Source organism: Mobiluncus porci (genome assembly GCF_009695935.1).
Lineage (GTDB): Bacteria > Actinomycetota > Actinomycetes > Actinomycetales > Actinomycetaceae > Mobiluncus > Mobiluncus porci.
On record NZ_VUMY01000011.1, the window covers coordinates 68,518 to 90,576 of the forward strand.

Genomic DNA, 22,059 nt, shown 5'->3' on the forward strand with positions numbered 1-22,059 from the left:
AAGTGTTCAGCCCGAATTTAATGGGTTCCCCACGAAATCTTTTGACCAGGGTGGCAATTTAGGCTTCACCTGATGGATTCTCCTAATGGAATGGGGATTTAAAGGTAAACTAGTGAGGATTATAACTGCAATGTTCCGACGGGAGGCGTGGTGGGAACCGAAGCCGAAGAGCTGGATCGGGATGCATTAATTGAAAAGAATCTCCCCTTGGTTGGTTACCAAGTAGCGGAGTTACTGCGTCGCGTTCCCTCCTTTGTGCAGCGAGAAGATTTGGCTTCCGCCGGAGCTCTCGCCTTGGTCCAAGCCGCCAACAGCTACGATCCCACCCACGGCGTTCCCTTCCATCGTTTCGCGGTTTATCGGATTCGCGGAGCCATGCTGGACGAGTTGCGCTCGATGGACTGGGCTACTCGCGGGGCTCGTCAACGCACGAAACAGTTGGAAGAAATGACTGCCACCCTTACTGCCGCCGGGGGTCGCGCCCCCACTAAGGAAGAACTGGCTTCCGCTCTCGGGGTTGAGGTGGAACAGGTCGAATCCGCTCAGGCGGATGCCTCGCGGCGCATTGTTTCTATCGATTCCACTGTCGGGGAAGACGACACGAGGACTATCGAGATTGTCGATGAAGGGATGACTCCGGAAGATAGCCTCCTCACCGATGAGCGCATGGTTTACCTGAAGGCGGCGGTACAGTCCTTGCCGCAACGGCTGCGGTTTGTGGTGGAACAAATTTTCTTCGCCGAAAAACCCATTAGTGAAATTGCTGACGCTCTTGGGGTCACCCAGTCTCGTGTCTCCCAACTTCGCACCGAGGCTCTCAGCATGATGCGCGAGGGGATGGAGCATCATCTCGAATCGGAGCCTAATGATGCGGTAGGCAAGGGACATAAGGAAAAAGCAGGTATCGTCCAGAAGAGACGTGAAAAATACTTCCAAAAGATCGCGGACAACGCAGAATCGATTAGGGAACCTGGAGGTTCAAGACCTTCTGGAGGCAGGACAACGAGCAGCTCTCCGTCTCTTGAGAGCGGCTCCCCTAATGGTACGTCCATAAATCAATCAGCCGAAGGAAAAACATCGTCGAGCAAATCCTCGACGTCATCCCTTTGGGCTAGCGATGAGCCTAGCGGGCAAACAGAGGAAAAAGAACCGCCTTCTACCGCAAGTGAAAATCCTCCCAGGGGCAGTGTCCCTAAAACTCAGGGGCGCAGGTTCGGCAAGTTTCAGGTTCCTACCTCTTCGACAACGACTAGTTTCCTCGCCGACCGTTCCAAAGTGAGCGCCCAAGCCAAGGCTCAGCTGCGTGCTGAAGCTGAGGCCAGAGCTGCAGAGGAAGAGGAACGTAAAAGTAAGGACAAAGAAGGCCGGGGAAGCCAGATCGCTGAGCAACTGCCTAATGCTAAGGAGGAACCGGGATTAACGCCTCCAACTACGTCGTATCTGGGAGGATTGAGTATGAAACGTCATGAAACAATGGTGAGTTCTGGCCGGAAACCAAGAAAATAATTTTTTTCTAAAAAACATCTCCGACTTGCCGATGAGAAAAACTGAGGTAGTGTCACAGGACATCATTCGGTGCCCCCAGCCTCGGCGTTATCTCAGGATGGGATGAAGTGTTTGTTCCACGGAAGGAGAAAATCATGGGTATCGCACTTAGTGGTATCGGCGGGTTTGACACACAAAACATTGTTAAACAGCTGATGTATTTGGAAAGAAAGTCTGGCAGTTCGCTCTACGACAAGAAGAACGCGATTGAAACCACTGTCAAGTCCTATCAGAGCCTAAACTCTCAGATCGCGGCTCTAACAACGAATGCGTGGTCAGTCTATGGGAAGGAATACAAACTCGATCAGACCTACGATTCAGCAGTGGTCTGGGGTGCTGCGCAAGGAAAGGCTAACAATAGTCAGGTGCAAATTTCTACCGAAGCAGGTGCCTCCATCGGGTCGGTCGAATTTGATGTTAAATCCCTGGCGCAGTCGAAGCAAGTAACTTTTGACGCGGCTCAGCTATCTAGCTTGATGTCCGATGCGGCTGGGAAAGACGGCTATATTTCTATTGCTGTGGGTGACAGGGTTACAGCTATTAATCCCGCTTCCAACTCTATACAGGACGTTGCTCAAGCAATCAACTCTGTAAAAGACTCTGGTGTCGCGGCGGCAGCGATTCGTGTCGGCGATAATCCCGATGGCACTGGAAAATATGTCCTGCAGATTACAGGTAAGGAAACCGGAACTACCCAGGGTGACTTTAAGATTTTTGCTGGAGACATCTCCAAAAATCTCGCTATTCAACCTACGTCTGCCACCCCAGATGCGGCCTCGAGGTCCATTTCTTACAAATTCGCGGATGCCGCTACGATGCGCTCTGCTATTGCCAGTGAGGTTCCCACCGAGGGGAGGCTTGTCCGAGCCTCGGCTGACGCCGTGATTTCACTCTATGGTGAAGACCACAGTTATTCCTCGAACAACATAGAGCTGATGGATAAGGTTAAGGTAGACATTTCCGCAGTAAAGCAGGAGACTAAGGCTGACGGTAGTCCGGTTTATCTCGACTATCTCACCAAGGGCGTGAGAGTTGACGTTATCCGGGATGACAGTGTGGCTTCTGAAAAGGTAGAGTCTCTGATTGATTCGGTCAATAAGGTTTTCAATCTGCTGTCGAATGGAATGAAGTCTGTGGAGAAAACCCGTCAGGAAGATGACGGCACTACGACTAGGTACAAAGCTCCGGGCGTGTTATCTAACTCGGTTGGACGTCAGATTCAAGATCAGCTATCCAGTGTGATTTCTGGGGGCGTGAGCATTGCGGGTGAAAACGGTGCAGTCCAGACATATTCTCTGGCTGATTACGGTATTGATCTGAAATTGAACGGTTCCGAATTGTCCCTCAGCTTCGACAAAGCGAAGTTTGGGGAGATGATGAAGGCTGATCCGAACAAGACAGAAACAATAATGACTGCGTTTGCGGAGAAGATCGCTGATACGGCTTCCGGTATTTCTGATTCCACCGATGGTATGTTGACCCAAGTTATTAAGACGAGTGAGACTGAAACGTCTTACTATGACGAGCGAATTAATGAATTCGAAGATCGGATGGTAACTCGACAGGCTAACTTGCAACGGCAGTACTCGGCCTTGGAGACCCTGCTAGCAAGCTACAGCCAGAAGCAGTCTTGGTTGACTTCGCAGTTGGCGTCTCTGAACTTTGGCAAGTAACTATCTGAATGATTGGAAACAACTTCATCATACGTCGGCTGGACGCGCCACATTTCGCGCCCAGTCGAAGTATTGTTAAAGACAAAGATGGATTGAGACGGAGGAAAGAATGCAGACCGCCATTAACCGATTCCAGCAGGATTCGATTGTGACCGCTTCACCGGCGCGCTTGTTGACGATGCTGTATGACCGGCTTTTGCTGGATCTGGGGCGCGCGGAAAAAGCCCTGGCGGGAAAGAACCGCGTGGAGGCGCACAAAAACCTCACTCATGCCCAAGACATTATTGCTGAGTTGATGAGCTCGCTAAGGATGGACGTGTGGGACGGCGCCGAAGGCCTGATGGCGCTGTATGTCTATGCCATGAAAGAGCTCGTCAATGCCAACGTGCAGCAGGATTCGGAAAAGGCGCGCGAGATTCGTGAACTGTTCGAACCCCTGGCGGATGCGTGGAAACAGGCCGCTGCCCAGCTGGAAGCAGAGGATGCCAAGGCTAAGGCTTCAGGAGCTGGTGAGGTGAAGCGAAACTCCCGAGGTGATCTCGGTGTCGGCTAATAACCTCGACGCTTGGAAGGTAGAACTTTCCAAGATTCAAGCCGATGTCGAGGCCTCGCGGGAAGTTCTTGCCCGCGGGGAGATTCCGATAGCGCAGCAGTGGGTTCCGCCGCGCCTCGGGAGGCTGCCGCGGGAATTGCGTCCGGTGGCGGAACAGTTGCGAGCTGAAGTGGAAAACATCAACGAGATGATTCAAGCCGCCATGGAAAAGAATCAAGCCGAGCGCGATCGCCTCCACGCCACTCCCCGCCAAAAACAATCCTCCAAACCCATCTACCTCGACGTCCAAGGTTGATTTTTACCAGTTTGGCCCGTCCCTGATGGGAAAAGGTTGTGTTCGGAGGAAACTTTCAGGAAAAGGGGGATTTCTGGGAGAGGGGTGTGAGGAGAGCCGGAATATTGCCAAAAACTCACCTTGAAAAGCAGACAATTAAGATAGTGTGACGAAGATTACATTCGGGACTAAGGTCCCGATAGTGCTCAAGTCTCGAACGTTTACGAAATTTTACCGACTTGAAACATACAAGTCATCAATCGGGGTCGGAATTCAGACATCCTCGCCACAACTCCCAGCTTCAATCCAGATTCCTTCCTCCTGGTAAGTTTATTCCCCGATTTTTCAAAGTTCAAAACCCCGCAAATCCCCGAAGCCTCAACACTTTAACACATCCTGAAAATCACCTGAATAAAACCAAAATTAACTCTGAACTGGGAAAACTCTTAAAAACGATTTCCGCCCCGCGCCCTCAACCGACCGGTTTTCAAAACATAAAAACCCTTGAACCAAAACTTTCACTCCGGTAAAAATACCACCCTGAAAATACCTAAAATACACCTGTGTAACTTCTCAAAATCGCTTTGACCTGCGGTAAATACGGGAAAATCTCCTCCTCAAATTCTTCAATTTCGGTAAAAAACCCTCTTTGGACCCCCACTCGAACTTGAACCCCGACCTCCCCAGTTAAACAGCCTCGACAATCCCGCTTCACCAGCCGATACTTGAACATGTCAGCGCAAAAAGCACTGAACCGCAGGCAGGAAGTTGTGCGGAATCGGATCGTAGGATGATCCAGCGAGAAACATGTGAGGTCGTCATGTTTGATTCTGTAGGTTACGTAGCAATGCGTACTGCGCTGGATGGCTTGTCAATGCGTCAGCGAGTTATCGCCGACAATATTGCGAATATCCAGACCCCGGGATTCCTTTCCGGAAAGGTGTCGTTTGAAGATGAACTGGCTCGCGCCACTCACTTCGGTCACCCCGAAACCACACACATCTCTACTGCCCGTTCACTCGAACCCACTCGCATTGATGGCAACAACGTCAACTTAGACGAAGAAACCATTAGCTCTGTGGATACGGTTCTCCGCTTTCAGCTGGCAACCCAAGCAATCAGCGGGCAATATTCCAACATTCGCGCGGCCATGAGGACGACATCATGACCACTTTCGGAGCTATTGGGATTGCAGGAACGGGCATGACAGTCAACCGTAAATGGTTGGACTGCATCTCGGATAACATCGCCAACATCAACACCACCAAGCCGATGAACGAAGAAGCCTTCCGGGCTCGCTATGTTGTCGCCCAGGCTGTTGATTACGGACGTCCTGCGGGAACCATGGTCGCCGGCATCGCGCTCGGCGGCACCGACGGTCGGATCGTGTACGACCCCGAAGATCCGAACGCGAATGAAGAAGGGTATGTCCGCCACCCTGATATTGACTTGGGTTCTCAAATGACTCAGTTGATCATGGCGCAAAGGGCTTACCAAGCGAATGCCGCCGTAGTGGATCGCGCAAAGTCCACCTACGAGTCGGCCTTGCAAATCGGAAGGTAAACTCATGCCTTACTCAGTTGATGGGATTGGTTCGAACTTGACGGGTCGCCTCACGGGCAACCAGCAGCTCACCAATGCCTTTGTGCAATCCATTGGATTCTCCCGCTCCGCCGCTACCGAAGCTGGCGCGAGCCGTCTCGGCGCAGACCCCGCTACCCTCCAGCCACCCCGTTTGGGTTTGACTCCCGGTGGCGGAGATATTCGGGGAGTCGCGGAATCCTCTTTCGGCAACATCTTTGCCGACGCAGTTGCTAATATGCAAATGCGGCAGCGCACCGCTGAAAAATTAGGCATTCAAGCCGTTACCGGTCAACTTGATGATGTCCACGACTACACCATTGCAGCCGCAGAATCTTCGTTGACCATGGAGCTCACTTCCGCAGTTAGGAATAAGGCAGTTGACATGTTCAACGAGATTATGAGGATGCAAGCATAATGCCACCAGTTATCGTAAACACACTTGATAAAGTCAAAGGCACTGTTAAAGAGTTCTCCCTGGCTCAAAAAACCTTGGTCATCATTGGAATTGCCGTGCTCGTTCTCGGCGGCGTAGTGCTTTATTCCTGGGTGGGACGCCCCGACTACACCGTGCTTTACTCGGGACTGTCCGAAAAAGACCAGGCTGCCGTGACTGAACAGCTCGACTCTTCCGGCATTAAATACCAAGTTGCTGACAACGGCGTCATCAAGGTACCTGCCGCTGATGTCCAGACTGCACGCATGGATCTCGCTGCTAATGATCTCCCGGCTCAGCCGACCGCCGGCTATGCAGTGCTAGATAATCTCGGGGTAGCGGCTTCCGACTTCCAGCAACAGATGGCGAAGAAACGTGCTCTCGAAGGCGAACTCGCCAAGACCATCGAAACCATGGATCAAATCGAGAAAGCCTCGGTGGCTCTCGCAATTCCAGCCGAGACCGTATTCGCGGATCCGAAGAACCCGACCCCCACCACTGCCTCCGTGACGGTAGAGCCTAAGAACGGCAAAGAAATCGACAACAATACCGTTCAGGCCATTGTGAACATGGTCGCCTCTTCTATCCCGAACCTCACCAAATCCAATGTTTCCGTGGTGGACACTTCCGGCAACACCTTGTCTGATAAAATCAACGCCGGCACAGCTGCCGCCTCCGAGATGGAAAAGAGCTTGGTCGCGAAGGCCCTCGCAGTAGTGGAGCCGCTGGTAGGCGCGGGTAACGCCAAGGTGTCGGCTCACGTGGACCTCGCTCAAGACACCCAACAAAAAACCACCCGCGTCTACACCGAACCCGAGGGTGGAGTCAAGGCCTTGTCCTCATCGAGTGCTTCCGAGGAATATTCCGGCGGCGGCGCGATTATCAATGGCGTGCTCGGCCCAGATAACATCGCCAACCCGTATGAACTCAACAATGGCAACGGCCAAGGTCAATACAATAACTCCCAAACCGTCAACAACAACGCGGTCAACGAAGAATTGACCAACTCCACTCGCGGACCCGGAGCGGCTCTGCGCCAGTCGGTTTCCGTGGTTTTGAATCAGGAAACGGCTCGCCGCCTCGACATGACAGCGATTCGTGACTCGGTTGCTGCCGCCACCGGCATCGATGCGGCGCGCGGAGACCTCATCAATGTTTCCCGTTCCCCCTTTGACCAGACTGCCCAGCAGGCTCGCGAGAAGGCGGCGGCGGAAGCCGCGGCTGCTGCCGAGGCAGCAAAGACTGCCTCTCTCATCCGCCAGGCGGTTATCGCTGGTCTCATCATCCTCTTGCTCATCATCATTGCGGCGGTCGCAAAGAAACGCGCCAAAGCTCGCGAACGTGAGGCCTTGGATCTCGGCGAGCTCGATCAGCTGCCCGATCCATACACGCTGACCCCGCCTGAAGAGGAACAACTCGCCCTTGAGACCGCGGAGATTCCCGAGCCCGAACCCGAGCCTGAACCCGAGCCCGAGCCTGAACCAGATCCGGTTCTTTTGAAGCTCGAAGCCAAGCGGGAAGAAATCGCGGAACTGGCTCTCGACAAGCCGCAGATGGTCGCTGAACAACTTCGCTCTTGGATGGGAGGTCGTCGCTAATCATGGTATCTGCACAAACTGTTGCTTTGAGCGGGCTGCAAAAAGCCGCTTTGGTTCTGATCCAAATTGGGAAAGATCGCGCCGCTCGCGTCATGAGCGAGATGACTGACGATGAAGTTGAGGCACTGTCGGCCGAAATCATGCGAATGTCCAATGTGCCGCGCGAAATCGCCGCAGATGTGATTGATGAGTTCTATGAAAACTCAATCGCGGCGTCTTCCCTTCAACTCGGACACGGAGGCTTGGATTATGCCCAGAAAGTTTTGGAACAAACTTTCGGGGTCGAAAAAGCCGAAGAAATCATGGAACGCCTCGTGCAGGGAATGCAGGGTCAGCCTTTCGATTTCTTGAAGGCAGCCGATCCGCGTGAAATCGTGACCTTGGTTTCGTCGGAACATCCCCAAACGATTGCCCTGGTTTTGGCGCACCTTCGCCCCGACCATGCCGCGCGCGTGATGGCAGGTCTCGGGCCGAAACTCCAAGGCGAAGTCGCTTTGCGCATCGCCCAGATGGAGCGCGCGAACCCGGAAATGGTGGCGCTCGTGGCCGCGTCGCTGCAGAAGAAAGCCGCCCAAGTCATCAACTCCGAGGAGATGCAAGCCGTGGGCGGCGTGGAACCCTTGGTTGATATCATCAACCGCGCCGACCCCGGCACTGAAAAGATGATCCTCACAGGTCTCGAAGAACGCGACGAGGAACTCGCTGACGAAGTGCGTTCGCGCATGTTCGTCTTCGAAGACATCGTGATGCTCGAAGACCGCGGGATTCAGCTGGTGCTGCGCCAAGTCGACGGTGCTCAGCTTGCTCTCGCGCTCAAAGGCACCCAAGAGGATCTGCGCTCTCGCATCATGAAGAACCTCTCCGAACGCGCTCGCCAGAACGTGATGGAAGAAATCGATATGCTCGGCGCGGTTCGTATGAGCCAGGTGCAAGAGGCTCGCGCGGGCATCGTCCAGCTTATTCGTAAGATGGAAGAGTCCGGCCAGATTGTCATTCGCCGCGAAGACGAGGACGAATATGTGGCTTGATCAGGATCTTTTGGAGGTCAAGGAGAATCAACGGCGTGGTGGAGCCATGCCGAAGACGGTTTTACCTTCGGCCAAGTCCAGTGCGGGTGCTTTCCAACTCGTCGATGCCAGCAACCAGGCCAAGACCAACGACAAATCCGCCCAAGCTTTCGGCTATGCCAAGGGATTTTCCTCCGGCTGGGCCGCCGGCCAAAAACGCGCCACCCGCGAGGCGGAGGCAGAACGTTCCATCATTTCCGAAGATGCCCGTCTCGCCGAAGAGGCCCGAACCGAGGCCTACGTGGATGCGATGGATGAGATTCAGGCCATGGCTGACGCCATCGAGTCTCGTGACGCGCTTGTGATTGATGAAATGAAATCTGCCCTGATGGAAGCGGCCGTGGCCTTGGCCGAGGCCCTTCTCGGCGCGGAGCTCTCCGACAAGGAAACCGGCGCGAAAGCAGCGCTCAAGCGCGCCTTGTCGATGAATGACCCCAAAGAAATCGTGAAAGTGAACATGAACCCACAGGACGTGGAGACCCTGACCAGTTTGGGCGTGGAATGCCCGGTGAAACTGGTTCCCGATCCGGAACTCGATCCGGGAGATGCGGTGGCCTACATGCCGGAGGGTTTGCTCGATGCCAGGCTCTCCTCAGCAGTTGAGCGCGCCCGCGAAGCTCTCGCGACGGTTCAAGCCGCTGAGGAGTGAATGTCGTGAATCTTCTCACTTCCCCGACTTTTGCCTCTCTCTTGAACGTCACCCGTCCCCAGCGCGTGGGCGAGGTGGAATCCGTTGTCGGCCTGTCGGTTCAGGTTCGCGGCCTGGACTGCCGCGTGGGCGAGGTGGTTCTCGTCGGCGACTATCCCGGGACTCCCGCCGAGGTCGTGGCCCTCGACTCGGGGGTCGCAAGTTGTATGCCCCTTGATAACCTCGATGGTCTGCGTGTCGGGTCACCAGTTCGCGGGACGGGACTACCGGCGACGGTTCCGGTGGGGCCGGCACTTCTCGGCCGCGTCATTGACGCAGCCGGTCGCCCGATTGACGGCAAAGGTCCCATCTATGCCGCCGACCACGTTCCGATTCACGGCTCGGCTCCAAACGCTTTGGAGCGGGCGCGCATCGACACCCCCGTGGCAATGGGCGTGCGGGTTTTAGACACGCTCGTCACTCTCGGCCGCGGCCAGCGTATCGGCCTGTTCGCCGGTTCCGGCGTCGGGAAATCCACGTTGATGTCGATGATTGCCCGCGGAACGAATGCCGAGGTCTGTGTGATTGCGCTCGTTGGCGAGCGCGGACGTGAAGTCCGCGAATTCCTGGAAGACGATCTCGGGGAAGAAGGGCTCTCTCGCTCGGTTGTAGTGGTGGCCACCTCTGATGAATCCCCGATGCTCCGCAAGCGTGCCGCCTTTACCGCTACCCGCGTCGCCGAATACTACCGCGACGCGGGACGCCACGTCCTGTTGATGATGGACTCGCTGACTCGTACCTGCATGGCTCAGCGCGAAATCGGGCTCTCCGTAGGAGAACCCCCCGCTACCCGCGGCTACCCGCCCTCGACTTTCTCGATGATGGCTCAGCTCCTGGAGCGGGCTGGTTCCGGAGCGGTCGGATCGGTCACGGGAATATACACCGTCCTGGTGGACGGCGATGATCACAACGAGCCGATTGCTGACCAAGCGCGTTCCATCCTCGACGGACACGTTGTCCTTGACCGGAAACTCGCGGTTGCCGGCCACTATCCGGCCATTGACGCGCTCGGGTCGATTTCTCGGGTGGCTTCGAAGGTCTGTACCCGGGAACAGAAGGAGGCTGCGACGGCACTGCGCCAGATTATGGGCGCTAAGCGCGGGGTACAAGACCTCCTGGACGTGGGCGCCTACCAGCCGGGGACGAATCCGGAAGTGGACTTGGCGATGAAATACGACGATGAGATTGAGGGCTTCTTGACCCAAAAGACCGACGAAAAGATCACTTTTGATGAATCTTGGCAACAACTCTTTGACTTGTACCAGGCGTTCCAAACTGAGAAGGCTGCGTAGGGGGTGGCATAGGTGGAACGCGCATTTCGTCTTCAGGGTTTACTCAACTTGCGGCACCTCCAGGAGGATCAGGCCGCGGGGCGCCTCGCGACTGCCCATGCTGACCTCCACGACGCGGACAAGAGGCTCGGAGAGGCTCGCGAGCGTCTCGGTGAGATGACCGCCACCAGCGGATCAAACCTCGCGGTAGCAGCGGCGATGCGAAACGCCGCCCGGATGCAGATTCAAGAAGGCTTGGCGCGGCGCGAATACGCGCAGGCGGTCGTGGACCAGCGTCAAGTCGAGTGGGTAGGTGCAAAAAGGCTGTCAGCTACCTTGGAAAAACTTGAAAATCGTCATGCGGAGGCGGTTATCGCCGATGACTTACATAAGGAACAGGTTGTCCTCGACGAACTCGCTTCGCATATGGGCAACTCCGGTAGCGCCACGGACGGCTTGAAGACAAAAACATCTCGTGAAGATTCCGTTGGCAAGGGAGGAAGACAGTGAGCTTCGATGGGGTATCGAGCGTGCAGTCCCGCATTGCTGCCATCCAGGAGAAGATAGCTTCGCTTTCAAACCAAGGTCGCCCGCCCGTCGCGGTGACCGAGTCGAACGCGGCTGGGGACGCCGCCAGTGCGGGGGGCGTAAACGGCACCGCGAACTCGAACTTTGCTACCGAACTTGCCAAGCAGGTGGCTTCGGCCAACGTGGCGAAGTCGAGCCTCACTGCCGGACGCCACGAGGTGCAAGGGATTCCCGGAACCGCGGAAGCCTTTGTGGAAAAAGTCAAGTCCTATATCGGGGTTCCTTACGTTTGGGGCGGGACTGACCCGTCCAAGGGGCTGGATTGTTCCGGATTGGTGCAAACTGCGGCCAAAGAGGTCGGGGTGAATCTCCCGCGCGTGACCTATGACCAGCAACACGCTGGCGTGGAAGTTGACGGTATCGAAAACGCCAAGCCCGGGGATCTCATTATCACCCGCAACTCAGGTCACGTCGTGGTTTATATCGGCGACGGTAAGGTCATTCACGCCCCGCGTCCCGGGAAAACCGTGACGGAAGCCAGCGTGAAGGATCTTGGACCCATTGTCACAATCCGGCGCGTCATGCGCTCCGCCGGGGATGCTCCGGCCGTGAACTCGGTGAATACGGCGGGGTTGGCTGCGAACGCGAATCCGGCTCTAGCCGCTTTGATGGGTGGAGTCGGCGCGGGCGTCGGGGGAGCCTCCAATGATTTGGCGGCCTCCTTGGTGAGCGCCCTGTCCGGTCGCGGAGCCGCCAGCGGAGCGGGAGCGATGGCCGGACTCATGAATCCCAGTCTTGGTGGCGCCGCCGGTTCGGGCGCGAGTGCCGCCTTGTTGAGCCAGTTTATGGGCTCTTCCACCCTCTACGGGTCAAACGCGAGCAATGGATTGAACTCGCTGCTTGGTGGATCCGGCGTTGCCGGTGGCTCCGGATTGGGAGCGGCCTCCGCCAATGCGTCTTTGTCCAACACGGCCTCCTCTTTGAGCGCCCTGTCCGCTTTGCGTTCCTCGTTAGGGGTGTAATCCATGATTGAAAACCAGATTCGTAATAATGCTGCGACTTTGAATCCCGCGCAGTTTGCTGGAACCTCCGCGAAATCCGGCAACACCACCGCTTTTGAATCGTTGTTGAGCGCGCTCGCCACCGAAGCGCGCAGTGCGCCCCTGCCGACGACAGGCGCGGGGCGCGAACCGCAGCGTTCCGAGGTGGCCGCGGCGACCCGGGCGCGAGTGAGTGAGAGCGCCCGGGAACATCGCTCTGACGTGGCCGCTGCTCGCCGCGGCGAAATCGGTCGTACCGAACGGCTAGACCGCCCCGAACGCCCCGAACGCCCCGAGAAGGCACAACGTCCTGAGCGTCCGGGGCGAGTGGAGAGGAATGACCGTCCGGAGAAACCGGAGCGCGTGGATAACAAGGACGAAGTGAAAGACGACAAGTCCACTGAGGTTCAAGACGGTAAAGCCACTGATGAAGCCGGTAAGACTGACGAGACTGTCAAGTCAGACGAAGCCGCGGCTAAGGCCTCGGGAGACCAGGCCGCGAGCGAAGCGGCGGCGAAGGAGGCGGCAGAGATCGCGCAGGGGGCACTCGTGTCGGACAGCGAGACTGTCGCGACCAAGACCGCCGGGGCGACAGCGGGTGTGGAAGAAACCGCCAAGGCCAAGGGCGCAACCACGACGAAACCGCTCGGGATCGCGGAGGTTCCAGTTGATGCCGCGACCCAAGAGGCTTTACGCGGGGAGACTCCGGCGGCCGAAAAAGGCCCGGCCTTGGACGGCGAGACCTTGATGCAAGACATGAAGAATCCGGAGACAAAGACAGGCGGGGTTCTAAGCGAAACGGCAAAACCAATCAGCAACTTGCCGACGCTGGGGATTGATTCCGTCCGCATCGCTACCCCAGCCACCGCGCCGGAAGACAATCCGGTCGCCCAGGTCGTCGCGACGGCCGTTGGTCAGGGGGTTCCGAGCGTCGCTAAGGCCAGCGCAGGAACCGGCTCTAACGCGGGTGTTTCTGGGGTTTCGGGAACATCGAACGCCGCCCCGCTGGCTGCCGCCCCTCCGGCTCCAGCTGCGCCAGCGAGCGCCCCCGTGAGCCAAGCCGCGCCGACCTATGCGCCGAACTTGAGCCAGCAAGTCTTCGACCAGTTGCAAAACCACCTCACGCGGCTTAGACCCTTGGGGGAGGGAATGCACCAACTGAAACTCGCTATCAACCCGGAAACATTCGGTCCGGTGCGGGTAGCGGTACACTTCCAGGCCGACGGCACTGTCCAGATGCAACTGCTTGGAGCCAATGATGCGGCGCGGGATCAACTGCGGCAAGTGATGGCGGATTTGCGCCGCGACTTGGCCTCCACCGGCTTGACGGCGCAGCTAGACCTAGCCCAGTCTGACCAGGAGTTCGCCCAGTTCACGGGCGCTGGTGCGGAAACTGGACATGAAATGGGGCAGGGAGGCGCCCCCGCGGGATCTGGAGGACAGGATGTCTCCAGGTCAGACACAACTCAGGATGAACGCAAGGGGATGACCGCGCCGCAGGTTGGTGACGTCTTGAAGGACGGCGCCGACGGCTCGGTCGATATGTTCGCGTAAGACAAAGTTAGGAGAAAGACCATGCCAGTAGATGCTGTTGGAACCGCCGCGGGAGCGACATCCCTGATCGACAGCTACTCGATTGGAGCCAATGCTGACAAGAAGAAGGAAGCGGAAACGCTCGCGACGACTAGAAAGATGACCGAGGCCGAAAAAGAGTCCCTGTTCTTGAAGAAGATGAACGAGGGACAGCGAACCGACAAGGTGCAAACCACCAAGGAGGATCCCTCGAAACTCGGCAAAGATGACTTCATGAAGCTCCTCTTGGCGACCTTGAAATATCAAGACCCCACCCAGCCGATGGATACCGCCCAGCTCTTGGAGCAAACCTCGACAATGACGAATATGGAACAGATGATCCAGATGACCGAGGCTTCCAAGCAGGCTTTCGAGGCGCAGCAGAAAGTCCAGGGCACCACGATGGTCGGAAAGACCGTCGTCTATGACGCCATCGACAAGGAAGGCAACGCGATTACCACCGCCGGCAAGGTCGACGCGGTCGAGTTCCTCGCGGAAGGCAAGATTCTCGCCCATATCGGAAACCAGAAGGTCAATATGGAAGACATTCTGGGTGTCGCGGATCCGACAGAGGATCCGGCTTTGACGGCCGCGGTCAACAAGGCCGTGGATGAGTCCAAGGCTGCTGAAGGGGCGGCAAAGGACAGCGCGGCTGCTGGAGCCGGAGCGTCCGCAAGGGCTGCTGCGGGGCAAACCGCCGACCCTGTTGCTGACGACCCGACTGCGACAACTGAAACTGTAGAGGGAACGGAAACCCCCGCACCCACAACTACCACCAACACTCAGGCTTAGGCCACCAATCCAGGAAGAAGGAAAATATCATGTTACGTTCACTGTTTACCGGCATCTCGGGCTTGAGTGTCCACCAGACCATGCTCGATGTCACGGCGAATAACATCGCCAATGTCAATACCACGGGCTTTAAGAGCGCGTCCACTCGCTTTGAGGATACGTTTAGCCAGCTCGTGCGTTCGGGGGCGGCTCCGAGGCTCAACGAGCGCGGCGGTATGAACCCCGCCCAGGTCGGCCTCGGTGTGAAACTCCAGTCCATTACCAATAACTTCACCGGCGGTGCGGCGCAAAACACGGGTCGTAATCTCGACACGATGATTAATGGCGACGGATTCTTCGTTTTGAGGAAGTCCAACGGAACGAGCGTCTATACCAGAAATGGCTCTTTCGGTTTAGACGCCCAAGGCCAGGTTGTCGCTGCCGATGGATCCTTCGTCCAAGGCTGGATGGCCAATGCTGATGGAACAGTAAATGCAACCGGTCAACCAGGCAACGTAATCCTGCCGTTGACCAATACCATGGAGGCCAAGGCGACGAAGAAAGTGGTTTTTGGTGGAAACATGCCTGCCGATCAGAGACTCAACGATCCTACACAAGCCGCTAACGAGGGGAATGCTTTCGTGCGTCAGCAAGTGCTGCGTGTCTACGATGACAAGGGAGATCCCCACAATATTCTTATGCATTTTGTTCGTACAGATTATGACAAAGCCAATGCTGCAGACACGGGGTCGCACTGGGGAGTGGCTTTCTACGACGAGGAAGCTTTCAACGCCATCAATAGCGATAAATTGGCTGATAAGGAAGATGCTCGTATCGAGATTGAAGGCCTGGACAAGCCTGTTACCTTTGGCGGTGTCGATTTGATGGAAATAGCTTTCGATTCTCAAGGCCAGCTCAGTGAAGACGACCGGAAAGCACTGGAAGGATTGAAATTTGATATCAACCAATTCAAGATTACCAATAACCCAGATGGCACAGTAACTATCGATAAAGGCGACAAACTCGCTGCTGAAGCAGTGAACCTTAACATGTCTCAGTTGACTGGGTTTGGAGGTATCAATAACTTCCAGGTATCACAGTCAGACGGCAACGCTGCGGGAACGATGACCGGTTTCTCGATTGAGGCTGACGGCACGATTCGCGGTACTTTCTCCAACGGCGATACGCGCCCCCTGGCCAAAGTGGCAATTGCGGCTTTCGCGAACCCGCTCGGACTCGAGAAAGCCGGAAGCTCCTACTTCGTGGAGTCCGGTAACTCAGGCCAGCCGCAGATTGGGGAGGCTGGTACCGGCACTCGTGGTTCCATGACCGGCGGTGCCATCGAAATGTCCAACGTTGACTTGGCGGCCGAGTTCACGAACCTGATCCTGTCCCAGCGTGGCTTCCAGGCCAACTCTCGCATCATCACGACCTCGGATGAAATCCTCCAAGAACTCGTGAACATGAAGCGTTAAATAACTTCATAGTCGGCTCCGCCGCTGGTGACGGGTTCGATTGGCTACGTTCCTTTCGGCCACTACGCCATTCGTCCCCGTCCTCATTGACGACGCGGAGCCAAAGCTAAACCTAGAGTTTCCTGGTAATTGCCCCAAATAACTAAACATAACCGCAAAACGTGCGATATAAAGACTAGCTTCAGTGGGAGGAGGTTAACCATGATTGCATTGACGAGGCTCGGCGGCTCGGAGTTCGTCTTGAACCCGGATTTAATCGAACGCATCGAATCCGCCCCCGACACCATCATCGTCATGGTTGACGCCACCCGCTATATCGTGGAGCAAACTGCCACAGAGGTCATCGAACTCATTCGAGAAGATCGAGCGCGGTTGCTGGCTCGAGTGGAAGAACTTATCCAGGAGGACTCTCATAAGCCCTCCGCCCCGGTGAAACTATCCGTGGCATATTCAGCAAAAACAGTGGAGGAATAGTTATGGATCCCGCATCAATCATCGGAATAGTTGGTGCCATTTCAGCAGTGGTGGCCATGCTCTATATGGAAGGGTCTCACCTATCTTCGATTCTCCTCCCACCTCCGATGATCCTCGTCTTCGGTGGGACTATCCTCGCCACTATGGCGACTTTCACAATGAAAGATTTTATCTATGCTTTCAAGCGCGTCCCGCCGGGGTTGACCGCGAAACTCCCCGATCCGACCGAGGCTATCGACACCATCGTGTCGCTATCCGAAAAGGCGCGCCGCGAAGGCCTCCTCGCCTTGGAAGACGCTGCGAAAGGGATTGAAGACGACTTCATGCGTGAAGGTCTCATGAGCGCCATTGATGGCACGGATCCCGAAGAACTGCGCGAAATGCTCGGCGACAAGATTGAAGCCAAGAAAGAATCCGACAAGGGCGCGTATGAGTGGTTCAAACAAGCTGGCGGCTACGCCCCGACTATCGGCATTATCGGCACCGTGGTCTCCCTGGTTCATGTGCTGACCAACCTCTCGAATCCGGAGGCTCTCGGCCCGATGATTGCCTCAGCCTTCGTCGCGACCCTGTGGGGTCTGCTGTCCGCAAACATGATTTGGCTCCCCATCTCGGGTCGATTGGAACGCCTGAGCCACCTGGAAGCAGCACGAATGGAAATCATAACCGAGGGGTTGATTTCTTTGCAATCCGGCGCGAATCCGCGCCAGGTTGGCGAGCGTCTGCGTTCCCTAATCCCGCCGAGCCAGCTGAAAGCCCCGAAAGAAGCGGCAGCTGCTTGATGAACCCCTGAGTCCCTAGAAAAATCAAGAAGAAAAGGAGGAGGAACCATGGCCAAGAAAAAGCACGTCTGTCCGGAGCCGGAAAACACCGAACGCTGGGCAGTGTCCTACCTAGACATGATTACCGTCTTGATGTGCCTGTTCCTCGTACTCTATGCAATTTCCCAAGTCGACCAGGGCAAACTCGCGAAACTACGTCAGTCTCTGGCAGCGGGGTTCAATTCTACAATTCAGGTCGTAAACCCTATCCAAACAACCGGGGGGCTGGGAATTCTTACTGGCTCCACCTCAGCGGTCAGCATTGGCAGTCTGTTGGGCAATCAGACTGACCAGGCCGCAACCCAACCCGAACGCCTTGAGGCTATGAAAGAAGCCAGCCATTTAAACGAAATCAAGAAGAAAGTTGAAAAACAACTGCAGACGGTCGGACAACAGGGCGCCTTACAGATGCGCATTACGGAAAACGGGCTGGTTCTCGGGATGGTCGCCAATGACACCTACTTCAAGACTGGAGATGCTTCCGTCCAGCCCGCTGCCCAAGCGGTCATCTCCGCTTTGGCTCCCGTGATTCAAGGTGTCCAAGAGGACGTGGCGATTGAGGGCTACGCTGACCCCCAACCGATTGCGACCGCAAAGTTCCCGTCGAACTATCATTTGGCTTCCGCAAGAGCCATCGAAGTTTTGATTCACTTGAAGAATGGCGGGGTTCCCGGCGAAAAATTACGCACGATTTCCTACGGAGCCGACCACCAAACTACGGCCGAGGAAGGCCAGGATGCTTGGGGGTTGAACCGCCGCGTCGATATCGTCATCATGTCTAAAGCGAAGGATTCAGTTCGCGCCATGCTACCTGATGCGGCCAAGCAACTTGAAAATGGTTCGATTGGAACCACAACCGGTTCCGAAGTGGCCACGGTTCAGTGATGTTTCAGATAACGTTGTAAAAGCAAAAATCGTTACAATGCAAGAAGCGAACGTTCACACCGAGAGGAAGAAATTATATGCCCGTTGGAGTTGGAGCTAAACCAGCCGGAGGGGCTGCAAAACCGGTAACTAAACTTGCAGCTACACCGGCAAAACCAGCCACCCCACCCAGTGAACCACCGGCAGGGTCTGTTGGTAAACAACGAAACATCTTGAAGATTGTCTTAGCCGTAGTTCTCAGCCTGGTTTTATTGGCGGGACTCGCTGTCGGGGTTCTGTTTGCGTTGAAAGCCTTGGGTATTCTCGGTGTGGGAATGAATCAGGAGCCGACTTCGATTCAAAGCGAGGCGAAGCTCGGCAAAACCACCATCACAACCGGAGAACCCATCAATATTAATCTCAAAAACGGCTACTTAGCTTTTGCGGCCACCGTCTATTTTGATGACACTGTGAACGGTGGAGAAAGTGGGGGAGACATTGACACCTCCCCGGCACGAAACGCCGCGTATCTCCTTTTTAAGGGTATGTCCGTGGAAGAACTGGGCAAGTCCGGCGCCATTGCCGAGCTGCAGGAGAAGTACCAGGATCTGTTAAACAAGGAAGTTATCCCGCCCTACGATGGTCACGTGATGGCCGTGCGTTTCACCACTTTCGCGTATCAATAGGATTAATGGGGACGCGTTTCTTGATTTGTCTGTGAATCGATGAAACGCGCTCCGTTGTTTCACTAAAATAGAAGGAGCTATGGCAAAGCAAAGCAAGGCTGACCGCGCTGCGGAAGCGAGGGTTTACGACTTCAGTAAACCGACGAAGTTGCCGCGCGAGTATGCCCGCATCATGGAGATGGCGATTTCGGCGTTCACTCGCCACTGGGTGAACCAGTTGATTGGTCGTCTTCACGTGGTGATGTCAGGTGAGGCCGGAGACCTCTCCATGCGCTCCTATGATGATTACATTGCCAAACTCCCCGAAACGACCTGCATGGTCATTATGGACTTTCAAGGCGGACGCAACCGCGGCATCCTCCAATTCCCCCGACAAACCGCCCTGGCCTGGGTAGATCATCTTCTCGGCGGACAGGGTGATGTCGAATCCGCTCCGGATCGGGAACTCACCGAGGTGGAAGTGTCTATCCTCTCGGACTTCCTGAAGCGGGTCATGTCCGATCTTGATTTCGCTTTCTCCGGAATGTTGCCGCTCGAAACGAAACTCCACGCTATCGAATACTCGCCCCAGTTCGTCCAGGCTCTCGACGGTTCCACGCCGGTTTTGTTCGCCCCCATCACCTTGACCGTCGGCGAACACGTGGATGACTGCACCATCATGATGCCGGTCGCTATGATTACCGATGCCATACACCAAGGTGACACCACGGATAGCCGCTCGGAGGAACAGAAGCGTGAAGCCGTCGCCTTGCGTCAACGGATTGTTGACGTTGTAGAAGAAGTGCCAATTGAGGTCGCGGTTCGTTTCTCACGCCGCAAAGTGAATCCCCGAGAGCTTAACGGGCTCGCTGTTGGTGACACTCTGCCCCTAATCCACCCCACCTCTCGCCCCCTCGATTTGATGGTGGACGATCTAGTTTTGGCGGAAGCTGCAGCTGGGACCTCCGGCTCGCGGCTTGCCGCCATGGTTGTTTCAGTTAACAAAGGAGATAAGAAATGAGTCTGACTCCGGTCCAGGTTCTGGACGCGGCACGCGCGGCAATCCCGCTTTTGCCCTCGACTTCCGAGTTGCGAGCTTCCTCTTGGGAGCCCGGCGACCCGCTTCCCGATGCGGGGGCGCCCGCGGCTGTTGCGACCCTCTCCTCCGAGTCTTCTCTCCAAGTTCTCCTGGCAGCATCCCAACTCATCGCCGAAGCGTTGGAGGGAGCGGAAGGCATGACTCCTGCCCAGGCTCTGATGCCGGCTCTGGAGGCGGCCGCGGCGACTCTCGGAACTGGTGTGTTGGAGGACACCTCCGAGGCAGATGCCACCCAGCTGTTGGGAAGCGGCGACTGGATCACTGCGACCTTGGAAGCCGATGGTGCGGTGGAGGGCTGGCTGGCAGTTCGGGAGAACAAAGGCGCTCCCGCAGACGCTGACGCTGAACCAGCCCAAGAAGCCCCCGCGGCTCCAGCCGGTCCCATCACTCAAGCCACGGCCACTCCCGAGCAGCGCGCCGAATCGATGAAACTCCTCTACGACGTGGAGATGACCCTCACCGCCGAGATTGGGCGAACCAAACTCGCGGTTCATGATGTCTTGGACCTCTCCCCGGGGTCGGTCATCGAACTCGACCGTTCCGCCGGTTCCGCCGCCGACGTGATGGTCAACGGGCGCCTCATCGCCCGCGGCGAGATTGTTGTCGTCGACGAGGAATACGGGATTCGCATTACCGAAATCGTTTCCCTCGCTGACCAGCAAAACCAGTGAAACGACGGGGGCGTGCCTCTGCGTTTCACCCTCCCGGATTCGTCTTCAACTAGGAAGGAGTTGTAGCCATGAATCTCGCGATGTTCCTCGCGGAACTGACCGCGAAACCGCTTCCGGCGGCGGAAAACCCGCTGACGATTATGCTGCGCTTCCTGGTGGGAATTGCGGTGGTTTTCCTCCTCCTGTGGCTGCTGTATCGCTGGGTGAAACGGACGAATCTCGGGGACTATCAGGGCCCTGGCCTGCGGCTCATCTCGCGTCTCGCCCTGACTCGTTCCGCGATGGTGGCAGTGGTCGAGATCGGGGGGCGGATGTTCTTGGTCGGCGCGGGCGATTCCGCGGTGACCCCGATTGCGGAACTCTATGACACGGAGGAAATGGCCTCCGAACTGGACTCCCAGGCGGCAGCGCTGGCGGCGGCGCAGGCGCAGGCGGCGTCGCGGAAGCCCGTGAAGAAGCCATTTAGTCAGGTTTTGGCGAAGGTGAGCCGGAAGGCGGCGGCTCCGGTGGGGGAGGACTCGGGTTCAACAAAGGCCGTCACGGTTTCCTCCGCTCTTCCCTCCGAGAATGCCGCAGGCACTGGATCCGGGGCCGCTCCGCGGCCCCAAAGCGCGACGCAACTGCCGCCGCGCCAACTTCCGGCGGGAAAGACTGGCGGACAATCAGCCACGGCGGCTTCTGGAGTGGCGGGCGCCGCCCGTCAAGACGCGACCGGAAAATCGGGGAAGTCCGCGGCGGGGAGTTCCGCGGGGGTGGCGGGCGGTTCCCGACCCGCGGGGAGTCCCCGACTTGCTCCCTCCGGCCAGTCCTCCCAATCCGCCCAATCCGCTGCGTCATCCTCGGCGGGCTCTAGCCGAGGTTCCGGTTTCCAGCCTGGCTCGGCTCGCGGAGGGGTCGCCCCAGAAACGGCGCGCCCCCAGCCGCAAGTTACTGACGCACAAATGGACGCACTCGCGGCCCAGATCGCCGCTGAATTCGGCGTGAAACCGGCAAAATCGGGTGAGACGTCATGAGCGGGGAGGTTCTCGCGGCGCACGAAGCCTCCCTGAAGGAATTCAGGGAGTGGACTAACGCGCGCGAGGCGCGGCGCGAGTGGCGGCGCGAGGTGAATCGGGAGATTTGCCGCGAACAGTTTGCCTCGACAGCGAGACATCTCCAGTGGCTCGGTTTAAAGGTTCAGGTTCCCCTGGATTTTTCGGTCGACACCCTTGGTTTAACGAGTTCGGAAAGGACCTTGGTCCAAACCCAGGAGAATTCCGCACGCAGTGGAAATAATGCGGTGTCAGATGATGAGTGCAACGTTTTTTTGGAAGGGAGTTGCGCTCTTGGGTGGTAGGTGGTCTGGTTCGGCTGTGCGTGAGTATGCGTTGGAGTTGTTAGAGCTTGGGTGGAC

The 22,059-nt window shown here is 56.6% G+C and carries 24 protein-coding genes; all 24 read left to right on the forward strand.

All coding sequences use genetic code 11. The features are described from left to right. The first annotated feature begins 150 nt into the window (after window positions 1–150). The 24 genes from FYJ63_RS07100 to FYJ63_RS07215 all read left to right on the forward strand — a co-directional run bounded on the left by FYJ63_RS07100 (window position 151) and on the right by FYJ63_RS07215 (window position 22,002). A complete protein-coding gene (locus tag FYJ63_RS07100) occupies window positions 151–1,506 on the forward strand; it encodes a sigma-70 family RNA polymerase sigma factor (RefSeq protein WP_338106868.1) in 1,356 nt (451 codons plus the stop codon). Between the two features lie 134 nt (window positions 1,507–1,640). Beyond that, window positions 1,641–3,218 carry a flagellar filament capping protein FliD gene (fliD, locus tag FYJ63_RS07105; protein ID WP_154545182.1) on the forward strand — a complete coding sequence of 526 codons (1,578 nt, stop codon included), beginning with the start codon at window positions 1,641–1,643 and terminating at the stop codon, window positions 3,216–3,218. 109 nt (window positions 3,219–3,327) lie between these two features. Beyond that, window positions 3,328–3,771, forward strand: coding sequence for a flagellar export chaperone FliS (gene fliS / locus FYJ63_RS07110; RefSeq protein WP_154545184.1), 444 nt, complete (start codon window positions 3,328–3,330; stop codon window positions 3,769–3,771). Beyond that, a complete protein-coding gene (locus tag FYJ63_RS07115) occupies window positions 3,761–4,066 on the forward strand; it encodes a hypothetical protein (RefSeq protein WP_195839360.1) in 306 nt (101 codons plus the stop codon). Before fliS ends, FYJ63_RS07115 begins: the two co-directional genes overlap by 11 nt. A gap of 799 nt (window positions 4,067–4,865) precedes the next feature. After that, window positions 4,866–5,213, forward strand: coding sequence for a flagellar basal body rod protein FlgB (locus FYJ63_RS07120; protein WP_154545186.1), 348 nt, complete (start codon window positions 4,866–4,868; stop codon window positions 5,211–5,213). Further along, complete coding sequence (gene flgC, locus FYJ63_RS07125; RefSeq protein WP_154545188.1) at window positions 5,210–5,608, forward strand: flagellar basal body rod protein FlgC; 399 nt, start codon at window positions 5,210–5,212, stop codon at window positions 5,606–5,608. Before FYJ63_RS07120 ends, flgC begins: the two co-directional genes overlap by 4 nt. A gap of 4 nt (window positions 5,609–5,612) precedes the next feature. Beyond that, window positions 5,613–6,044 carry a flagellar hook-basal body complex protein FliE gene (gene fliE / locus FYJ63_RS07130; protein ID WP_154545190.1) on the forward strand — a complete coding sequence of 144 codons (432 nt, stop codon included), beginning with the start codon at window positions 5,613–5,615 and terminating at the stop codon, window positions 6,042–6,044. Then, window positions 6,044–7,660 (forward strand): flagellar basal-body MS-ring/collar protein FliF, encoded by a 1,617-nt coding sequence (fliF, locus tag FYJ63_RS07135; protein WP_154545192.1) that lies wholly within the window; start codon window positions 6,044–6,046, stop codon window positions 7,658–7,660. The genes fliE and fliF overlap by 1 nt, the downstream gene beginning before the upstream one ends. 2 nt (window positions 7,661–7,662) lie before the next feature. Continuing rightward, a complete protein-coding gene (gene fliG, locus FYJ63_RS07140) occupies window positions 7,663–8,688 on the forward strand; it encodes a flagellar motor switch protein FliG (RefSeq protein ID WP_154545194.1) in 1,026 nt (341 codons plus the stop codon). Then, window positions 8,678–9,376 (forward strand): FliH/SctL family protein, encoded by a 699-nt coding sequence (locus FYJ63_RS07145; RefSeq protein ID WP_154545196.1) that lies wholly within the window; start codon window positions 8,678–8,680, stop codon window positions 9,374–9,376. Before fliG ends, FYJ63_RS07145 begins: the two co-directional genes overlap by 11 nt. Window positions 9,377–9,381: 5 nt before the next feature. Then, window positions 9,382–10,707: a FliI/YscN family ATPase gene (locus FYJ63_RS07150; RefSeq protein ID WP_277026443.1), complete on the forward strand. Its 1,326-nt coding sequence runs from the start codon at window positions 9,382–9,384 to the stop codon at window positions 10,705–10,707. Between the two features lie 12 nt (window positions 10,708–10,719). Beyond that, window positions 10,720–11,196, forward strand: a complete 477-nt coding sequence (locus FYJ63_RS07155) for a flagellar export protein FliJ (RefSeq protein WP_277026440.1) — start codon at window positions 10,720–10,722, stop codon at window positions 11,194–11,196. Continuing rightward, window positions 11,193–12,236, forward strand: coding sequence for a C40 family peptidase (locus FYJ63_RS07160; protein ID WP_277026438.1), 1,044 nt, complete (start codon window positions 11,193–11,195; stop codon window positions 12,234–12,236). Before FYJ63_RS07155 ends, FYJ63_RS07160 begins: the two co-directional genes overlap by 4 nt. Window positions 12,237–12,239: 3 nt before the next feature. Next, a complete protein-coding gene (locus FYJ63_RS07165) occupies window positions 12,240–13,808 on the forward strand; it encodes a flagellar hook-length control protein FliK (RefSeq protein WP_154545198.1) in 1,569 nt (522 codons plus the stop codon). Window positions 13,809–13,829: 21 nt separating this feature from the next. Then, window positions 13,830–14,618 carry a flagellar hook assembly protein FlgD gene (locus FYJ63_RS07170; protein WP_154545200.1) on the forward strand — a complete coding sequence of 263 codons (789 nt, stop codon included), beginning with the start codon at window positions 13,830–13,832 and terminating at the stop codon, window positions 14,616–14,618. A gap of 29 nt (window positions 14,619–14,647) precedes the next feature. Continuing rightward, window positions 14,648–16,072 carry a flagellar hook protein FlgE gene (locus tag FYJ63_RS07175; protein WP_154545202.1) on the forward strand — a complete coding sequence of 475 codons (1,425 nt, stop codon included), beginning with the start codon at window positions 14,648–14,650 and terminating at the stop codon, window positions 16,070–16,072. Window positions 16,073–16,273: 201 nt separating this feature from the next. Next, complete coding sequence (locus tag FYJ63_RS07180) at window positions 16,274–16,546, forward strand: flagellar FlbD family protein (protein ID WP_154545204.1); 273 nt, start codon at window positions 16,274–16,276, stop codon at window positions 16,544–16,546. A 2-nt stretch (window positions 16,547–16,548) separates the two neighbouring features. After that, a complete protein-coding gene (locus tag FYJ63_RS07185; protein ID WP_154545206.1) occupies window positions 16,549–17,328 on the forward strand; it encodes a motility protein A in 780 nt (259 codons plus the stop codon). A gap of 48 nt (window positions 17,329–17,376) precedes the next feature. Continuing rightward, on the forward strand, window positions 17,377–18,252 hold the full coding sequence (locus FYJ63_RS07190) for a flagellar motor protein MotB (RefSeq protein ID WP_154545208.1): 876 nt from the start codon (window positions 17,377–17,379) through the stop codon (window positions 18,250–18,252). Between the two features lie 77 nt (window positions 18,253–18,329). After that, the gene (locus FYJ63_RS07195; protein ID WP_154545210.1) at window positions 18,330–18,917 is read left to right on the forward strand and encodes a flagellar basal body-associated FliL family protein; all 588 of its coding nucleotides are present in this window, start codon (window positions 18,330–18,332) and stop codon (window positions 18,915–18,917) included. 79 nt (window positions 18,918–18,996) lie between these two features. Beyond that, complete coding sequence (locus FYJ63_RS07200; protein WP_154545212.1) at window positions 18,997–19,917, forward strand: flagellar motor switch protein FliM; 921 nt, start codon at window positions 18,997–18,999, stop codon at window positions 19,915–19,917. Further along, window positions 19,914–20,666: a flagellar motor switch protein FliN gene (gene fliN / locus FYJ63_RS07205; RefSeq protein ID WP_154545214.1), complete on the forward strand. Its 753-nt coding sequence runs from the start codon at window positions 19,914–19,916 to the stop codon at window positions 20,664–20,666. Before FYJ63_RS07200 ends, fliN begins: the two co-directional genes overlap by 4 nt. Window positions 20,667–20,734: 68 nt before the next feature. Then, a complete protein-coding gene (locus FYJ63_RS07210) occupies window positions 20,735–21,679 on the forward strand; it encodes a FliO/MopB family protein (protein ID WP_154545216.1) in 945 nt (314 codons plus the stop codon). Beyond that, a complete protein-coding gene (locus tag FYJ63_RS07215) occupies window positions 21,676–22,002 on the forward strand; it encodes a hypothetical protein (protein ID WP_154545218.1) in 327 nt (108 codons plus the stop codon). Before FYJ63_RS07210 ends, FYJ63_RS07215 begins: the two co-directional genes overlap by 4 nt. Window positions 22,003–22,059: the final 57 nt, after the last annotated feature.